The organism is Bacillus sp. AFS037270, from assembly GCF_002585305.1.
Window position 1 is genome coordinate 20,447 of sequence record NZ_NUNF01000063.1, and the last position, 16,656, is coordinate 37,102.

At 38.7% G+C, this 16,656-nt stretch carries 17 protein-coding genes, 1 tRNA gene and 1 riboswitch; of the genes, 16 read left to right on the forward strand and 2 right to left on the reverse strand.

Annotated features, from left to right (window positions below):
* Positions 1–17 precede the first annotated feature (17 nt).
* A riboswitch (Lysine riboswitch) is annotated at positions 18–195 on the forward strand.
* Positions 196–312: 117 nt separating this feature from the next.
* Positions 313–1,533 (forward strand): aspartate kinase, encoded by a 1,221-nt coding sequence (locus COD92_RS25845; RefSeq protein WP_098526904.1) that lies wholly within the window; start codon positions 313–315, stop codon positions 1,531–1,533.
* A gap of 143 nt (positions 1,534–1,676) precedes the next feature.
* Here the strand turns inward: COD92_RS25845 and COD92_RS25850 are convergent, their stop codons facing one another.
* Positions 1,677–2,153 carry a YslB family protein gene (locus COD92_RS25850; protein WP_098526905.1) on the reverse strand — a complete coding sequence of 159 codons (477 nt, stop codon included), beginning with the start codon at positions 2,151–2,153 and terminating at the stop codon, positions 1,677–1,679.
* A 426-nt stretch (positions 2,154–2,579) separates the two neighbouring features.
* Here COD92_RS25850 and COD92_RS25855 point away from each other — a divergent pair, with 426 nt between their 5' ends.
* The 6 genes from COD92_RS25855 (at position 2,580) to COD92_RS25880 (ending at position 9,007) form a co-directional block, all read left to right on the forward strand.
* Positions 2,580–3,191, forward strand: a complete 612-nt coding sequence (locus COD92_RS25855; RefSeq protein ID WP_098526906.1) for a succinate dehydrogenase cytochrome b558 subunit — start codon at positions 2,580–2,582, stop codon at positions 3,189–3,191.
* A gap of 52 nt (positions 3,192–3,243) precedes the next feature.
* Positions 3,244–4,995: a succinate dehydrogenase flavoprotein subunit gene (sdhA, locus tag COD92_RS25860; protein WP_098996631.1), complete on the forward strand. Its 1,752-nt coding sequence runs from the start codon at positions 3,244–3,246 to the stop codon at positions 4,993–4,995.
* 20 nt (positions 4,996–5,015) lie between these two features.
* A complete protein-coding gene (gene sdhB / locus COD92_RS25865) occupies positions 5,016–5,780 on the forward strand; it encodes a succinate dehydrogenase iron-sulfur subunit (RefSeq protein ID WP_098526908.1) in 765 nt (254 codons plus the stop codon).
* Between the two features lie 138 nt (positions 5,781–5,918).
* Positions 5,919–6,503: a class D sortase gene (locus COD92_RS25870; protein WP_218011245.1), complete on the forward strand. Its 585-nt coding sequence runs from the start codon at positions 5,919–5,921 to the stop codon at positions 6,501–6,503.
* 166 nt (positions 6,504–6,669) lie between these two features.
* Complete coding sequence (gerE, locus tag COD92_RS25875; protein ID WP_007087335.1) at positions 6,670–6,894, forward strand: spore germination transcription factor GerE; 225 nt, start codon at positions 6,670–6,672, stop codon at positions 6,892–6,894.
* Between the two features lie 256 nt (positions 6,895–7,150).
* Positions 7,151–9,007, forward strand: coding sequence for a PAS domain-containing sensor histidine kinase (locus COD92_RS25880; RefSeq protein ID WP_176541000.1), 1,857 nt, complete (start codon positions 7,151–7,153; stop codon positions 9,005–9,007).
* A 51-nt stretch (positions 9,008–9,058) separates the two neighbouring features.
* On the opposite strand, the gene COD92_RS25885 is transcribed toward COD92_RS25880, so the two are convergent.
* Positions 9,059–9,361, reverse strand: a complete 303-nt coding sequence (locus tag COD92_RS25885) for a HesB/YadR/YfhF family protein (RefSeq protein WP_098526911.1) — start codon at positions 9,359–9,361, stop codon at positions 9,059–9,061.
* 244 nt (positions 9,362–9,605) lie between these two features.
* Here COD92_RS25885 and COD92_RS25890 point away from each other — a divergent pair, with 244 nt between their 5' ends.
* The 9 genes from COD92_RS25890 to COD92_RS25930 all read left to right on the forward strand — a co-directional run bounded on the left by COD92_RS25890 (position 9,606) and on the right by COD92_RS25930 (position 16,372).
* On the forward strand, positions 9,606–10,055 hold the full coding sequence (locus COD92_RS25890) for a MarR family winged helix-turn-helix transcriptional regulator (protein ID WP_098526912.1): 450 nt from the start codon (positions 9,606–9,608) through the stop codon (positions 10,053–10,055).
* Positions 10,056–10,071: 16 nt separating this feature from the next.
* Positions 10,072–10,866, forward strand: a complete 795-nt coding sequence (racE, locus tag COD92_RS25895; protein ID WP_098526913.1) for a glutamate racemase — start codon at positions 10,072–10,074, stop codon at positions 10,864–10,866.
* Between the two features lie 119 nt (positions 10,867–10,985).
* Positions 10,986–12,047, forward strand: coding sequence for a GerMN domain-containing protein (locus COD92_RS25900; RefSeq protein ID WP_480253586.1), 1,062 nt, complete (start codon positions 10,986–10,988; stop codon positions 12,045–12,047).
* A gap of 105 nt (positions 12,048–12,152) precedes the next feature.
* Positions 12,153–12,908: a ribonuclease PH gene (gene rph, locus COD92_RS25905; RefSeq protein WP_098996632.1), complete on the forward strand. Its 756-nt coding sequence runs from the start codon at positions 12,153–12,155 to the stop codon at positions 12,906–12,908.
* A gap of 249 nt (positions 12,909–13,157) precedes the next feature.
* On the forward strand, positions 13,158–13,769 hold the full coding sequence (locus tag COD92_RS25910) for an XTP/dITP diphosphatase (protein ID WP_098526915.1): 612 nt from the start codon (positions 13,158–13,160) through the stop codon (positions 13,767–13,769).
* Positions 13,766–14,278 (forward strand): metallophosphoesterase family protein, encoded by a 513-nt coding sequence (locus tag COD92_RS25915; protein WP_098526916.1) that lies wholly within the window; start codon positions 13,766–13,768, stop codon positions 14,276–14,278. The genes COD92_RS25910 and COD92_RS25915 overlap by 4 nt, the downstream gene beginning before the upstream one ends.
* Positions 14,279–14,378: 100 nt before the next feature.
* Positions 14,379–14,455: transfer RNA gene (locus COD92_RS25920), tRNA-Arg, on the forward strand.
* A 120-nt stretch (positions 14,456–14,575) separates the two neighbouring features.
* Positions 14,576–15,553: a tyrosine-type recombinase/integrase gene (locus COD92_RS25925; RefSeq protein ID WP_098526917.1), complete on the forward strand. Its 978-nt coding sequence runs from the start codon at positions 14,576–14,578 to the stop codon at positions 15,551–15,553.
* Positions 15,554–15,763: 210 nt separating this feature from the next.
* The gene (locus tag COD92_RS25930) at positions 15,764–16,372 is read left to right on the forward strand and encodes a hypothetical protein (RefSeq protein WP_098526918.1); all 609 of its coding nucleotides are present in this window, start codon (positions 15,764–15,766) and stop codon (positions 16,370–16,372) included.
* Positions 16,373–16,656 lie beyond the last annotated feature (284 nt).

Genomic DNA, 16,656 nt, shown 5'->3' on the forward strand with positions numbered 1-16,656 from the left:
TCACTTTATCGTACTAAAGTGAAGGTAGAGGTGCGAAATTCAATAGTAATGATTCTGAGAAGGATGAGCTTCAATGAAGAATCATGAAAGGGAAGGTTCGCCGAAGTGAAGAAGGACTCATATCCTTTTTTTGCTGGTTCTGTATTGAAGAAATCCAGAATTGTCAAGACGGTGTCTTGGAGAGCTATCTTACGTTGTTTGTACAGGAATTTATTTCTTCGTGTTCAAAAAGCAATGAGATGCCCTTCTCATTGCTTTTTTTTATTTTACTAGCATACTAGTTACAGCAAAATGGAAAGTAGGGGAAAAAGGATGGGTTTAGTTGTTCAAAAATTTGGCGGCACTTCTGTTGGAAGTGTTGAAAGAATTTTAAATGTTGCAGCATGTGTAAGAGAGGAGAAAGAACGCGGTAATGATGTCGTTGTCGTTGTTTCTGCGATGGGAAAGTCAACGGACCAGCTTGTAAGCCTGGCCAAGGATATAACGAAGGAGCCTAGCAAACGAGAAATGGATATGCTCTTGTCTACAGGCGAGCAGGTTACCATTGCATTACTTTCCATGGCTTTACAACAACAAGGGCTTGAGGCAGTTTCCTTCACAGGCTGGCAGGCAGGAATCGTTACTGAACCTGTTCATGGTAATGCCCGCATTGCGAAAATCAATCCTGAGGCAATTCAAGCTCAAGTTTCTACTGGAAAGGTTGTCATTGTCGCGGGTTTCCAAGGTGTTACCGAGGATGGCGAAATTACGACATTAGGCCGCGGAGGTTCAGATACAACCGCAGTTGCTTTAGCAGCAGCACTAAAAGCTGATAAATGTGATATTTATACGGATGTAACAGGTGTGTTTACGACAGACCCAAGATATGTAAAAGATGCTAGGAAACTATTATCCGTTTCCTACGATGAAATGCTTGAGTTAGCCAATTTAGGCGCAGGTGTGCTCCATCCAAGAGCAGTTGAGTTTGCGAAAAACTATAAAGTACAGCTTGTTGTCAGATCTAGCATGGAAAAAGAAGAAGGAACAGTTATTGAGGAGGAAGCAACAATGGAACAAAATCTAGTGGTACGCGGTGTGGCATTTGAGGACGAAATTACAAGAGTTACCGTATTAGGTTTGACTAACTCGCTTACAAGTCTGTCAACAATTTTCACCACTTTAGCCCAGAATCATCTTAACGTAGATATTATTATTCAAAGTACAACCGAAGCTGGAAGTGCTAATCTGTCATTCTCGATCCATACGAATGATCTATTAGAAACAGTGAAGGTACTTGAAGAGAATAAAGCAGAACTTGGCTATGAACAGCTCGATGCAGAAAATAAATTAGCTAAGGTATCGATTGTCGGTTCAGGAATGATTTCCAATCCAGGTGTCGCAGCAAAGATGTTTAAGGTTCTCGCTGAAAATGATGTCCAAATTAAAATGGTCAGCACCTCCGAAATCAAAGTATCAGCCGTAGTGGAAGAAAAAAATATGCTAAAAGCAGTTGAAGCCCTGCATGCAGCATTCGAACTAGGCCAACAACAATAAGATTGTATAGATAGTAAAAATAAATAAAAATGATAAAAATAATAAAAATAATAAAAATAATAAAAATGGTGTCAGGCACCGAAAGGTAAGCTGACACCATTTTTATTACCGTTATAGAATAATTTGATAGGGGACCTGAGTTACTAGATGTAGTCTTTAATGTCCCATTTGACGGTGAATTGTACTTTGTTTCCTTTTTTGATGGGATGTTCGAAGGCTTCAGCGACGACTTCCTTTTGAAGCTCCATTTGCTGTGCGAGAAAGCCTGCTTCAAGCTGGAAGAAATGCTCGGCCTTTGATTTTACCCGTGAAACAAGTAATGGGCTCAACAGTTCAATCTCAATCTCGTTTTTTGTTTCTTTTTTAATTTCCAGCTGGCCCCATGAGGCATTATGAAAAAAGGTAACAACCTCATCAAAATCAGCTAATGGGTATTTCCGCGCCAGCCGTTTGCCTGCCCAATATAATATTTCCGGTGTATCCTTGCCAAGAATCTCGGGCAAAAGGATTTCCCTAATTAATTCATATCCGAATATCGATACGGTGCGTGGTTCAGCTGTCTGTTCAGCTATATTTTCATCTGTGTTCAAACTTACATCGACAACAGTACTTTCTTTCAATATGCTTCCCCTCTTTCTATCATTCTATTATATACAATTTGAGGCGGATTTCAGTACCGTTTTATTTGTATTAAACAAATTATCGTGCAATATTAAATCCTATTTTTCATCATAATTATTGTTTCCTATTACATATAATTTCTAACAGTTAGATGTTGGAAATTGATTGAAGAATATTGTTGTATTACATAACAAAGGGCTTTAAAACTCAACTGTTATAAGGGTCTATTATAATATCAATATATTTTAAAAATTTTCTATTTTTGCTAAAGAATCTGTATCCGTTTTCTTGACGCTCTTAAATGATGGGAGTAAAATGAACATGTCACATAATTGTCACAGTGATGACAATTAAGGATTTGTAAGGAAATATAAAAAGGTTACAGTAAAAAAGCACTTTTCAAAACTAAAAGGGGGGTAAAAATAATGGCGGGTAATCGTGAGTTTGTTAATCGCAGATTGCACTCATTACTAGGAGTTATTCCGATTGGAGTATTCCTGACGCAGCACTTAATCGTCAACCATTTTGTAACTGGGGGACCTGAATCTTTTAATAAGGCTTCAAACTTTATGGGAAGTCTTCCTTTCAAGATTGTCCTCGAAACAGTAATTATTTATTTACCGTTGTTATATCATGCAATCTATGGACTTTATATTGCTTTTACAGCAAATAGTAATGTTAATAGATTTGGTACTTTCAGAAACTGGATGTACTTACTTCAGCGTATCACAGGCGTCATTACATTGATCTTTATTGCATGGCATGTATGGCAAACACGTGTGGCAGCTGCATTAGGGACTGAAGTCAACTATGACATGATGCATGATATTCTATCATCACCATTTATGTTTGGTTTCTATTTAGTAGGAATTCTTTCAGCAATTTTTCACTTTGCCAATGGTTTATGGTCATTCTTAGTAAGCTGGGGTATTACGGTATCACCACGTTCACAACGTATTACTACTTACGTGACGATCGGTGTGTTTGTTATTCTTTCATTAATTAGTATTCAAACATTAATTGCGTTTGTATCTTAATAGATTTTAAGTCGGAAAAAATTGTATTTTGGATTAAAGGAGTGAGTCACGAATGGGTAAAGGTAAAGTGATTGTAGTCGGCGGCGGCCTTGCAGGCTTAATGGCTACTATCAAAGTGGCAGAATCAGGAACACCGGTAGAGCTTTTTTCGCTAGTTCCGGTTAAACGTTCTCACTCTGTTTGTGCCCAAGGTGGTATTAATGGAGCAGTAAATACAAAAGGTGAAGGGGATTCTCCGTGGATTCACTTTGACGATACCATTTATGGCGGAGATTTCTTAGCGAATCAGCCGCCTGTTAAAGCGATGTGTGATGCAGCACCTGGAATTATTAATCTTTTTGACCGGATGGGTGTTATGTTTAACCGTACACCTGAAGGTTTACTAGATTTTCGCCGTTTTGGCGGAACGCAGCATCACCGGACAGCATTTGCCGGAGCAACAACTGGGCAGCAGCTTCTTTATGCACTTGATGAGCAGGTTCGCCGCCATGAAGTGGATGGCTTGGTTACTAAATATGAAGGCTGGGAATTCCTTGGTGCGGTTCTAGATGATGAGGAAGTGTGCCGCGGGGTTGTCTGCCAAAACTTAAAAACAATGGAGATCAAATCATTTGCTGCTGATGCTGTAATCATGGCAACTGGAGGCCCTGGGATTATTTTTGGAAAGTCAACAAACTCCGTAATTAACACAGGTTCAGCTGCATCGATCGTGTATCAGCAAGGCGCTTACTATGCAAATGGAGAAATGATTCAAATCCATCCAACTGCTATTCCTGGTGATGATAAGCTTCGTTTAATGAGCGAATCTGCACGTGGTGAAGGCGGTCGTATTTGGACATATAAAGACGGAAAACCTTGGTACTTCTTGGAGGAAAAATATCCTGCCTACGGAAACCTTGTACCACGTGATATTGCAACACGTGAAATCTTTGATGTATGTGTTCGTCAAAAGCTTGGAATTAATGGTGAAAACATGGTATTCCTTGATCTTTCTCACAAGGATCCGCATGAATTGGACGTAAAACTAGGTGGTATTATCGAGATTTATGAAAAATTCATGGGTGATAACCCACGTAAAGTACCAATGAAAATTTTCCCTGCGGTTCACTACTCAATGGGTGGACTATGGGTTGATTATGATCAAATGACAAGCATTAAAGGTTTATTTGCTGCTGGTGAGTGTGACTATTCACAGCACGGTGCAAACCGTCTTGGTGCAAACTCCTTGTTATCAGCTGTTTACGGCGGAATGGTGGCAGGACCAAATGTTGTTAAATATATTGAAGGACTTGAAAAGAGTTCCGACGCCATTTCTTCTACTGTATTTGACCGTCATGTGAAAGAACAGGAAGAAAAATGGAATAATGTTATGTCTTTAGTTGGTACGGAAAATGCTTATGTACTTCATAAAGAGCTTGGCGAATGGATGACTGATAACGTAACCGTTGTCCGTTATAATGACAACCTGTTAAAAACAGATGAAAAGATTCAAGAACTATTGGAGCGTTATCAAAACATTAATATCAATGATACATCGAAATGGAGCAACCAAGGGGCAGCTTTCACAAGACAATTACAGAACATGCTGCAATTGGCCCGTGTTATTACGATCGGTGCTTATAACCGGAATGAGAGCCGTGGTGCTCATTATAAACCTGATTTCCCTGAGCGGAATGATGAGGAATTTATGAAAACGACGATGGCTAAATTCGTTGATTCTAAAACTGCTCCAGCTTTCCATTACGAAGAGATCGATGTTTCGTTAATTAAGCCAAGGAAGCGCGATTACACAACAAAACATTAATAGAAAGGGGAGTAGGAAACATGTCTGAAAATAAAAAGGTAACTTTTATCATTACTCGTCAAGATAGCCCAGATGCTGCTCCTTTTGAGGAGACATTCGAAATTCCATACCGTCCGAATATGAACGTTATTTCGGCATTAATGGAAATACGTAAAAATCCAGTAAATGCACAAGGGAAAACGACTACTCCAGTCACTTGGGAAATGAACTGCCTTGAAGAAGTTTGCGGTGCATGTTCAATGGTTATTAACGGGAAGCCTCGTCAATCTTGTTCGGCATTGGTTGATCAATTAGAGCAGCCAATTCGCTTAGCGCCAATGAAAACCTTCCCTGTTGTCCGTGACCTTTCAGTTGACCGGAGCAGAATGTTTGATTCGTTGAAAAAGGTAAAAGCATGGATTCCAATTGATGGAACATATGATTTGGGACCTGGGCCTCGGATGCCTGAGAGAAAACGTCAGTGGGCATATGAACTTTCTAAGTGTATGACCTGCGGTGTATGTTTAGAAGCTTGTCCAAATGTGAATAGTAAAACAAACTTTATGGGACCAGCTGTATTTAACCAAGTTCGTTTATTCAACGCTCATCCAACCGGCGAAATGAACGCGGCTGAACGTTTAAATGCTTTTATGGAGGATGGCGGTATGCAGGGCTGCGGTAACTCTCAAAACTGCGTACAAGCTTGTCCAAAAGGAATTCCAATTACTACTTCTATTGCAGCGGTTAACCGAGCTGCAACCATGCAAGCCTTTAGAAACTTCTTCGGAAGCGACAGCGGTAACTAAAATTATATTGAATCTAAGAGACCTTCTTTTCTGTTTAGGAAAGAAGGTTTTGTTTTTTAAACGGAAGTTTTATTAGTCCATTCTTATCACTTTTTGATATACTTGAACAAATGACCTATTAAAAGGCAGGTATACATGGTGAAAACAAAATTCCCCTTTTTTCTTATTATCATCGGCCTCATTTTTGTGGGTGCAGGTGTTTGGCAATATGCTCATACAAAAGTAAAAACCACTACAGCTCTCCAGCAAGCGAAGGAAATCATCAGCCAGAAACAGCCGGTTGCTGCGGATAAGAAGAGATTAGACAACAGTACTCCTCCCACAACAGGAGATACCATAGGAATTCTAAGCATTCCAAAAATTAAAGCGGAATTGGCCATTGTGGAAGGGACAAACCCTGATGATCTTGAAAAGGGAGTAGGCCATTATAAAGGCTCTTACTTTCCGGGTGATAAAGGGCAAATCGTTTTGTCGGGCCATCGGGATACGGTTTTTCGAAAATTAGGCGAATTAAAAATAGGTAATCATTTAAAGATGCAGATGCCGTACGGGAATTACACATACGAGATCACTCATACTAAAATTGTTAAATCAAACGATAAATCCATTATTACCTTACAGAAACAGCAAGAAGAATTAATCCTGACAACGTGTTATCCGTTTCATTATGTTGGAAATGCACCAAAACGATATATCATTTTTGCAAAAATAATTAACTCCTAAACAAAGAATAAAAAAAATTGGAATAATTTTGTGATTTTTTCATAAAAACCCACTCCTTTCGGTTAAATATAGTCACTCCATTTGTATCGGTTACATAAGATATGGTGACTAAATATATACCCATCCCACGATACATTACTGGCGAAGGCAAGGAGGGTTACAATACTTGAAGGAGAATGATTATAATCACAAGCCATTACTCACCAAACGGGAAAGAGAAGTATTCGAATTATTAGTACAAGACAAAACAACGAAAGAAATCGCTGGTGAATTATTTATAAGCGAAAAAACAGTTAGGAATCACATTTCAAATGCCATGCAAAAGCTTGGTGTTAAGGGGCGTTCACAAGCTGTTGTAGAGCTCCTTCGAATGGGAGAGCTAGAACTTTAATAATGTGACCGGCTTCCATTTGGAGGCCGGTTCATTTTTAGGGAAAAGTTTTTTTAGAAAAATAAAATCTGCTTTATTCACGGGTTATTCTCTGTAAAAGTCCTGTGAATTCTTTCTTGGTGGGCTGGTTTGGAAGATAACATAAGTTAATGGAAAATAGTAGAAATGTATTGAAAGTTTTATCAGTAAAACTTACAATGAAAGTTAGAATGGTAATATAGGCATTATCATGGGAGAAAGGAACGGAAAGAGAAAGATGAACAGTCCTGTTGAAGCGATTAAAAGTGAAAAAAGAATGCTTTTATTAAAATATTTGGAAGAAAACCACAGCAGATATGAGACACTATTTTCTTGCAACGAAGATGGCATTTTTGTATTGGATATAGAAGGGCATGTTGTTCAATCAAATCCGGCATTTCAACAATTAACAGGTTATTCACATGCGGAAACGGACAAGTTAAGACTTCAATTTCTTTTTCCAATCGACCATATCAATAAGGTGTTCCATCATTTTAGTAATGCGGTAGTAGGCCGTTTTTCAAACTTTGATACGAAAATCATTACTAACATCGGCCAAATCCTTGATTTAAATATAACGTTTATCCCAATCAGTGAGGATGACCAAATCGTCGGGGTTAGAGCAGTTGGGAAAGACATAACCGAATTAAAAAGAAAAAAAGAAGAAATAAGAAAAATTGAAGAGATGCAGCGTGTATTAACAGATAATATTTTAGATGTCATAGTGAGTACGAATTTGCAAGGGGAAATTGTTTACGTATCTCCTTCCTGTGAATATATTCTAGGGTTTGAGCAAAATGAAGTAATAAAAGAAAATTTATTATCATTTGTCCATCCAGATGATGTCGAAAAAGCTTATCAGAGCCGGAAAATGGTGCTCGACAGCCAAGAAAGTGGACGAGACTGCTACCGTATCCGGAAAAAAAGCGGAGAATATTTGTGGGTAGAATCGCTTTGTAAACCGATTATCGCCCATGATACCCTTCATGTTTTAGAGATTGTCAGTGTCATAAGAGATGTAACAGAACGGAAAAAGGGTGAAGAAGAAGCAAAAAAACGCGAAGAGACCTATCGCGATTTAGTAGAGCACTCACCTGATGCCGTTATTATTGCAAAAGATTCTGAGATTCTTTTTATAAATGATACTGGTGCTAGATTATTTGGGACGAAGGATAAAAAGGATATTCTAAACAAGTCAATCAGAGAAATTATTCATCCTGATTTTCACGAGATTGCTAGAGAGCGGGAAATCATGGTAATGGAAGGAACTATCACTGATTTTATCGAGTATAAATTGCTGCGTTTAGACGGCACAGCCTTTGTTGCCGAAGTGAAAGGAATTCCGACTTTTTACCAAAATACACCTGCAAGACATATCATCATACGGGATGTAACGGAACGGAAAAAGACGCACGAACTTTTGCTTAACTCCGAAAAGTTGAATGTGGCAGGACAACTGGCTGCTGGAATTGCTCATGAAGTGCGAAACCCACTTACTGCAATCAAAGGGTTTCTTCAGTTAATGGAGTCAGAAGATAAAGGAAATAAATCTTACTTCGATATTATTGAATCAGAAATGGACAGAATTGAATTGATCCTAAGTGAGCTTTTAGTCCTGGCCAAACCACATGAATTAAAATTTGGACCAATTGACCTCATCACCCTGCTAGAGAATGTCAAGACATTAATTGATACTCAGGCTGTTATAAATGGAATTCGAATTGAGACGAAATATAATTATCAAAATTTTACTATTAATAGTGATCAGAATCAGCTAAAACAGGTGTTTATTAATATTTTAAAAAATGCTGTTGAAGCCATGCCCCAAGGTGGATTTATCACGATTGAAGTAAAGCAGTACGGTTGTAATATGGTGAAAATTTTCTTTAAGGACACTGGATTTGGGATGTCACCTGAAATCCTAAAACGTGTTGGAGAGCCATTTTTTACAACAAAAGAGGACGGCACTGGACTTGGTATCATGATTTCTAAACAAATTATCGAAAACCATGGCGGAACGATCAACATTTGGAGCGATGAGCAGGGGACTATGATAGAAGTGATATTACCGATTGCGAGTGAAAGGCTCCATTAATAATACGTAGAAATGAAAACCGGCATCGTGTTAGGATGCCGGTTTTCATTATTATTCCCTTGGTAAGGTATAACTAAATTCTAATTCATCAACTTGTTTATTGTAATCCACAAAAAGATCATGTCCATTAAAAAACCATAAATCGGAGCCTTCAATAAAGAAAGTCAGACCTTCACTTTCAGTCTTAACGCCTATGTCTATTGGCTCGTTATCGACGGTAAATGCAAGTGAAAACCCTTCTTGAACGGGGCTGCTTCCGTAAATTTTAACATAGAATCTTACTTTATCTCCTTTTTTCAACTCTACTTCATCCTTAAACCATTGTATGGCTGCAGTGCTCAAACCTATTTCCATATTTTTCTCACCTTTGTTTTAAAATTCAGACATGAACATATTATGAACTAATCTGTTAAAATTAATTTATTATAGCATTTGATTCAATTAATAGCTTTTCAGGAGTGTTGAAAAAAAGAGTTACAGCTTGAAATTTTAGCAGAAAAAGTAGAAAATAAGTACAAGCTTTAAGACTTTCAGCTTGGTTCCGCGGTTATTATCTAGATTCGTCTTGAGGAGAAGCAAAATATAGGAGTGTATACAAATGGAACTCGAAAACCCACAAAAGGTTACAGTGGATATGATCGCTAATATTGAAAAAGACTTACGTTATATTTCTGGTATCATTAAGCAAAAGGGCAGGGAAATGTTAAGTCAATATAAAATTACTCCTCCACAATTCGTGGCCTTGCAATGGCTGTTTGAAGACGGAGACATGACCATTGGCGAGCTTTCAAATAAAATGTATTTAGCTTGCAGCACCACGACAGATTTGGTCGACAGGATGGAAAAAAATGTACTCGTTGAGCGGGTAAAAGATCCAAGCGACCGGCGTGTGGTCAGAATTCACTTACTAGAAGAAGGAAAAAGAATCATTGATGAAGTTATCAAGAAGCGTCAAGCGTATTTGGAAGAGATGTTAAAAAATTATACGATGGAACAAATCTTACTTTTACAATCCAGCTTGAGCAAACTTCATCAAGAAATGCGTTAAAAAGAGGCGAGAATTTTTGAAACAACCAATCGGTGTTATTGATTCTGGTGTCGGTGGACTAACCGTTGCCAAAGAGATGATGCGGCAGCTTCCCAATGAGAAAATTATTTATTTGGGTGACACAGCGCGCTGCCCGTATGGTCCAAGATCACGGAAGGAAGTAAAAAGGTTTACTTGGGAATTGACCAATTTTCTATTAGAGAAAAATATTAAGATGCTTGTCATCGCCTGTAATACAGCTACCGCTGCTGCACTGGATGAAATACGCAAGGAATTACGGATTCCGGTTATTGGTGTTATTAATCCTGGGGCAAGAGCTGCCATTAAGCGGACAAAAAACTATCGAGTCGGCATAATTGGTACCATCGGAACAGTCAAAAGCGGGGCCTATGAAAAAGCTCTAAAATCGCTCAATAGCAGGCTTTTTGTCACTAGTCATGCATGTCCAAAATTTGTCCCTCTTGTTGAGAGCGGCGAATATGCGGGAGCAATTGCTGAGAGAATCGTAGATGAATCTTTACAACCGCTTTTGGATCAAAATTTAGATACCTTAATATTGGGCTGCACTCATTATCCATTGCTCGAACCCCTTATTAAAAATGTAATGGGTGAAAAGGTACATGTCATTAGCTCAGGGGACGAAACGGCACGAGAAATTAGCGCCATTCTCCAATATAACGATTTGCTTGACACCTGTGAAGAAGAACCAGAGCACGAATATTATACAACAGGCTCTAAATCGATTTTCTCAAAAATTGCTTCCCAGTGGCTCGGCACCCATGTCGACAATGTAAATAAAATAAAACTTTAAAAGGAGCTCCCGGTTAGGGGCTCCTTTTATAATGGGAAAAATTTTTAATTGTTAAGGCGGTCTATTTTTTCTTAGGGCTCGTATACATGATAGTACAAACTGTCTTAGGGGGGAATTATGTGTCTAAAAATAAAGCAAAAATAATTGGTATGACTGTGTTAACTTCAACGGTTTTACTATCAGGCTGCGGATTGTTTAGCACCGAAACGCAGAAGAAAATTGATCCGCCAAAAACGGTTACTGTGAAGGAAGGAACGGTTCCGGTTAGTAAGGAAACCACAGTGAAAGAAAAAGAGGCAGCAAAGGACACGGTAAAAACTGAACTATACTTGATCGATAAGGATGGCTATGTGGTACCACAAACTCTAGCACTTCCAAAAACTACTTCAGTAGCTAAACAAGCCCTTGAGTATTTAGTGGCAGATGGTCCTGTGACAAACATGCTTCCAAATGATTTTAGAGCGGTCCTTCCTGAAGATACAGATATATCGGTCAACATTAATAAAGATAATGGGGTCGCAACCGTTAACTTCTCAAAAGAGTTCAAGAATTATCAGCCAGAGGATGAGCAGAAAATCCTTCAATCTGTCACCTGGACGTTAACGCAATTTGATAATATCAAATCGGTCAAGCTTCAAATGAACGGCCATGACCTAAATGAAATGCCTGTCAGCGGAACACCAATTAGTGAAAATCTATCTAGGGCTACCGGAATTAATATAGATACTTCAGATGTCGCTGATATTACAAATACAAAACCGGTAACTGTCTACTATATAGGTGGTGTAGAGGGCTCTTATTATTACGTGCCAGTAACCCGCCGGATTAGCAATACGGAAAAGGACAATTATGCCGCGGTCGTCAATCAATTAATTCAAGGACCAAGTGAGAAATCAACACTTGTATCTGAATTTATGTCAGATGTGAAGCTTCTTGACACCCCTAAATATGAAAACGGTACGTTAACGTTAAACTTTAATAAAAATATTTATGACAGCTTTAAGGAAAAAGAAATCTCTCAATCTTTACTAGATACGCTCGTGCTGTCTCTAACGGAGCAGCAGGGTGTTGAAAAGGTTGCAGTCGAGGTTGAGGGGAAAGTAGACATTAAGAATGATAAAGGTAAAAAGGTGTCTGAACCAGTAACACGCCCAGAAAAAGTCAATACAGGTAGTTATTAAAAAAACATTTTTGTTATACTATATAGTGACCATGAAAGAGGTTGGCTTCTTATGCCGCCTCTTCTTTATTTGAAAAATAAGTGATCAGCTTAAGGAGGAAATGTTGTGCGTGTTGATGGAAGAGAGCCATTGCAGCTTAGGCCCATACATATTGAAACCAATTATTTAATGCATCCAGAAGGTTCTGTCCTTATTTCGGTCGGAAATACAAAGGTCATTTGTACAGCTAGTATTGAAGACCGGGTTCCTCACTTTATGAGAGGAGAAGGTAAAGGCTGGATCACGGCGGAATACTCCATGCTTCCAAGGGCAACAGAAACAAGAAACATTCGCGAATCATCGAAGGGAAAGGTCTCCGGCAGGACGATGGAGATTCAGCGCCTGATAGGCCGCGCACTTCGCGCCATTGTCGATCTTAGTGCGATTGGTGAGAGAACGGTCTGGATTGACTGTGATGTCATTCAGGCGGACGGAGGGACACGAACAGCCTCGATAACTGGTGCGTTTGTGGCGCTTACTCTGGCTCTAAATTCATTTGCAGAGAAAAGGTCATTTTCAAAGTTTCCAATTACTGATTATTTAGCTGCAACTAGTGTAGGGATCCTATCGGATGGTAAGGTCGTGTTAGACTTAAACTATGCGGAAGATTCCAAGGCTGAAGTGGATATGAATGTAGTCATGACAGGGAATGGAGAATTTGTTGAGCTGCAAGGAACAGGTGAAGAGTCCACTTTCTCTTACGACCAATTACAAGGGCTGCTGCATGCGGCACAAGAGGGGCTCATGGAGTTATTTGAACAACAGAAGGCGGCGTTGGGTGAGGATATTATTAAAAAAATTGAGAGTAGAAGGAAGAAGTAAGTCGGTCGAATGAGTTTTCGTTTGGATAGATGAGTTAATTTGCTGATAAGTTGGGTTTACTGGCGGATAAGCGGAGTTAACTGGCGGATAAGTGATGTTAATTGGCGGATAAGCGGAATTAACTTGCAATAAGCGATGATTACTGGCGGATAAATGGAGTTAACTGGCGGATAACTTAATTTTACTGGCGCATAAGCTCAATTTACTGTCAAATTCAAAAAAACACTGTAATAAAATAGAGGCGATAATATGAAAGAAGTCATTATAGCGACTAAAAACAAAGGCAAGGCAAGAGAGTTTGAGGAAATATTTTCCTCGAGGGGAATCACTGTTCGAACATTACTAGATTTCCCCGAAATACCAGAAGTGGAGGAAACGGGCACAACCTTTGAAGAAAACGCCACCCTTAAAGCAGAGGCCGTCTCCCGCGCACTCAATAAAATGGTCATTGGCGATGACTCAGGTCTAATGGTTGATGCTCTGGATGGCAGACCAGGAATCTTCTCCGCTCGTTATGCCGGTGAGCAAAAGAACGACGAGAATAACACAGACAAAGTGTTATTAGAACTACAAGGTGTTCCTGAGGAGAAGAGAACGGCTAGATTCTATTGTGCGCTCGCAATCGCAGTTCCTGGTCAAGACACTAAAACGGTGTCAGGCACCTGTGAAGGCAAGATTCTCGAGGAGCGCCGCGGAACAAATGGTTTTGGATATGACCCAGTTTTTTACGTGCCAGAAAAAGGCCGATCAATGGCAGAACTATCTTCTGATGAAAAAAATAAACTCAGCCACCGGGCGAATGCGCTTAAAAAACTAGATGTCGAGTTAGATTCCATTTTAGAAAGAGCTGATAAGTCATGAGCAAGGTATTAATTATCAGCGACAGTCACGGCTTAACGAAGGAGCTTGAAATCATCAGGGAACGTCACTTAAGTGAAGTTGATTTAATGATTCACTGCGGTGATTCACAATTGATGCCAACTGATAAATCAATCTCTGGATACTTAACGGTCATGGGGAATTGTGATTTTGGCGCCGAGTACCCATTGGAGACAACAACTGAAGTAGCAGGTAGGAAGTTCTTTATCACTCATGGCCATCGCTATTCAGTAAAGTCGACACTAATGAATCTTAAATACAAAGCAGAGGAAGTTCATGCCAATATTGTCTGCTTTGGACACTCGCATGTCTTAGGAGCAGAAGTGGTGGGCGGCACGCTTTTTATCAATCCAGGCAGCATCCGCCTCCCACGCGAGCGTCTTGAAAAGACATATGTGATTCTTGATTTACAATCTGATAAAATCAACATGTCAGTGTTTGAATCTTCAGGCCGTGAACTTACAAAATTAGCACAAGAATTTACTCTTTAAACTTAGAGGGGGGCTTCCCCCTTTTTATAAAAAAGGAAATAGCTGTTGACTTTTAGGTATTAGGATAATATAATAAATATTGTCTTTGATACTAAAAAATGTCCCAGTAGCTCAGCCGGATAGAGCATACGCCTTCTAAGCGTACGGTCGGGAGTTCGAATCTCTCCTGGGACGCCATTAACACTACATAAAACCGCTATATATAAGCCTTCTAGGACGCCAAATGAAACGGTCAGTGCATCGGTCAAAACCGTAAACGACTCGAAATTAGGCGTATGCTAGGAGGTTATTTTTGTTATGACGAAAAAGAAAAGTATTCTATCGGTTTCAGATGATTTGAGCGGTTTATTCTCCAAAAATCCTACCCCACGTACAACGGTCAAATCAGACCGAATGACTGTTAAAAAGGCACATGAAACGATTACTCGCCAAATGGAGATCAGTGGTAATCGTCCAAGGACGATTAGCGATTATTCTATCCAAGTAAAACATTTTGCTGAGACGACAAAACTAATATACTTAGACGAATTAAAGGCGGAGTCAATATACGAATGGCTTTCCCGAATGAACGTTAGTAATCAAACGAAGTTAACACGCTTAAAATGTTTGAAGGCGTTCTTGTCCCGTTGTTTTAGTAATGGATGGATTGAAACGCAGTTTTGGAAGTCAATCACTATCCGAGTTGATAGTAAAGTCAAGGAAGGCGCTACAGAGCGTGAAATTCGAACGCTATTGTCTTTGCTAGACTTAGGTGACTTCGTGCAATTACGAGACGCTACAGCGGCTTTATTGATGTTTAAGACGGGGATTCGTGTTAATACAATTGTTCACCTGGAAAATAGGCATATCGACTTCACAGAAAAGTTACTGAGACTCGATGGTGCTATTATGAAAAATCACGATCAGTTACTATTGCCATTTGATGATACGCTGCACCGTTTACTATACGTTCTAGTACGGCAGAATGATGCTATTAGACATGCCTATGGAGTTGAAAATAATTACGTGTTTATCACGAAACAAGGTGGAGTCATTTCGAATAGTCCTACGCATAATAACATTCAAAAGCGGTTAAATAAGTACTCTAAAGAATTTGGGTTACGTAATATTAATCCGCATGCGCTCAGACGTGGTTTTGCTAAGTCTCTATTGAATAAGGGAGCAAATATTGCTGAAATATCAAAAGCGCTTGGTCATAGTAATCTCGCAGTGACAACACAGTACTTACACTTGGATAAAGAAGAAGTAGCGGAGAACCTACGGAAATATTTATAGTACTTAGCGTGACGTCATCATAACGGGTGGCGTTTTTTCTTATTAAGCTAACTGACAGGTTAATTTAAGAAGGAAACGGTCTTTCCACGTCGAATATAATTGGATGGACTCGGTACATGAAGAAAAAAAAACCATAAAAGTTGATGAATAAGTCATAAAAAAACCTATCATTTCAAGGTTTTTTTGTTTACTACTAAAGGGGGGATAAATATGTCTAGAATTCCAATTGGACCAATTATTGAAGGCGTTAAAAAATATGCACCAAAAACAGGAAAATTTATTAAGGACAACTACAAAGAAATAGTGGCAGTTGCAGGGGTTTTTGGTACTGGAAAAGAATCAATAAAAAATCATATGGAAAAGAAAAAAGAATCCAATAAAACAGAAGGAAAATTGCATCATAGGAAAGTGCGTTATAATCATTATAAAACTAAAATACTATCGGAATTGGATAGCCAAAATAGGTATGAGCTTTTTCAATATATACTTGAAATCGAACAATTTATTCAACAGATAAAAAATGAAGAAAAAAAAGAAATTGGCGTAAAAAAGCCTATTCATGAAAAAAGAATTAAAAATTGGAATGATATTCTAATTCAAATTAAAGATAAAATGTCTACAAAAGATTATCTTGAATTTATTAAAATTTATAACAACTCAAATTATCAAAGTGAATATTTTAAAGGTTTTGAGGTTCATGTTGAGAAATTTAAAAAACTCAATAATGGTGAAAAATATGATGACCTATTGAAATATATCGCAGAAATAACTAGTAGGACTATTGATCAAATCGAAAAAGATTTTTCACTAACAGATTAAAATAATGACCCGAATATTAAGCAAACATGGTTAGAATAAAGAACTACTGCACAATCCCTTTAATTTTAGGAAGGGAAATACAATTTGGTATATGGATGCGGCTTCATTGCCTTTTCAGGATTCCCACATAGATGTGTATGAATTTTTTAGAGCTTTCTTCGAGCAGAAAAGATAATGAATGAAAAAAAAGTGCAATCATACCGAGATGCATATTAAAGTAACGGGGGCGATTCTTCAAGAACGAAGGTCGCTTCTTTCTTCTTCAAGTAACGGGGCAGCATTCC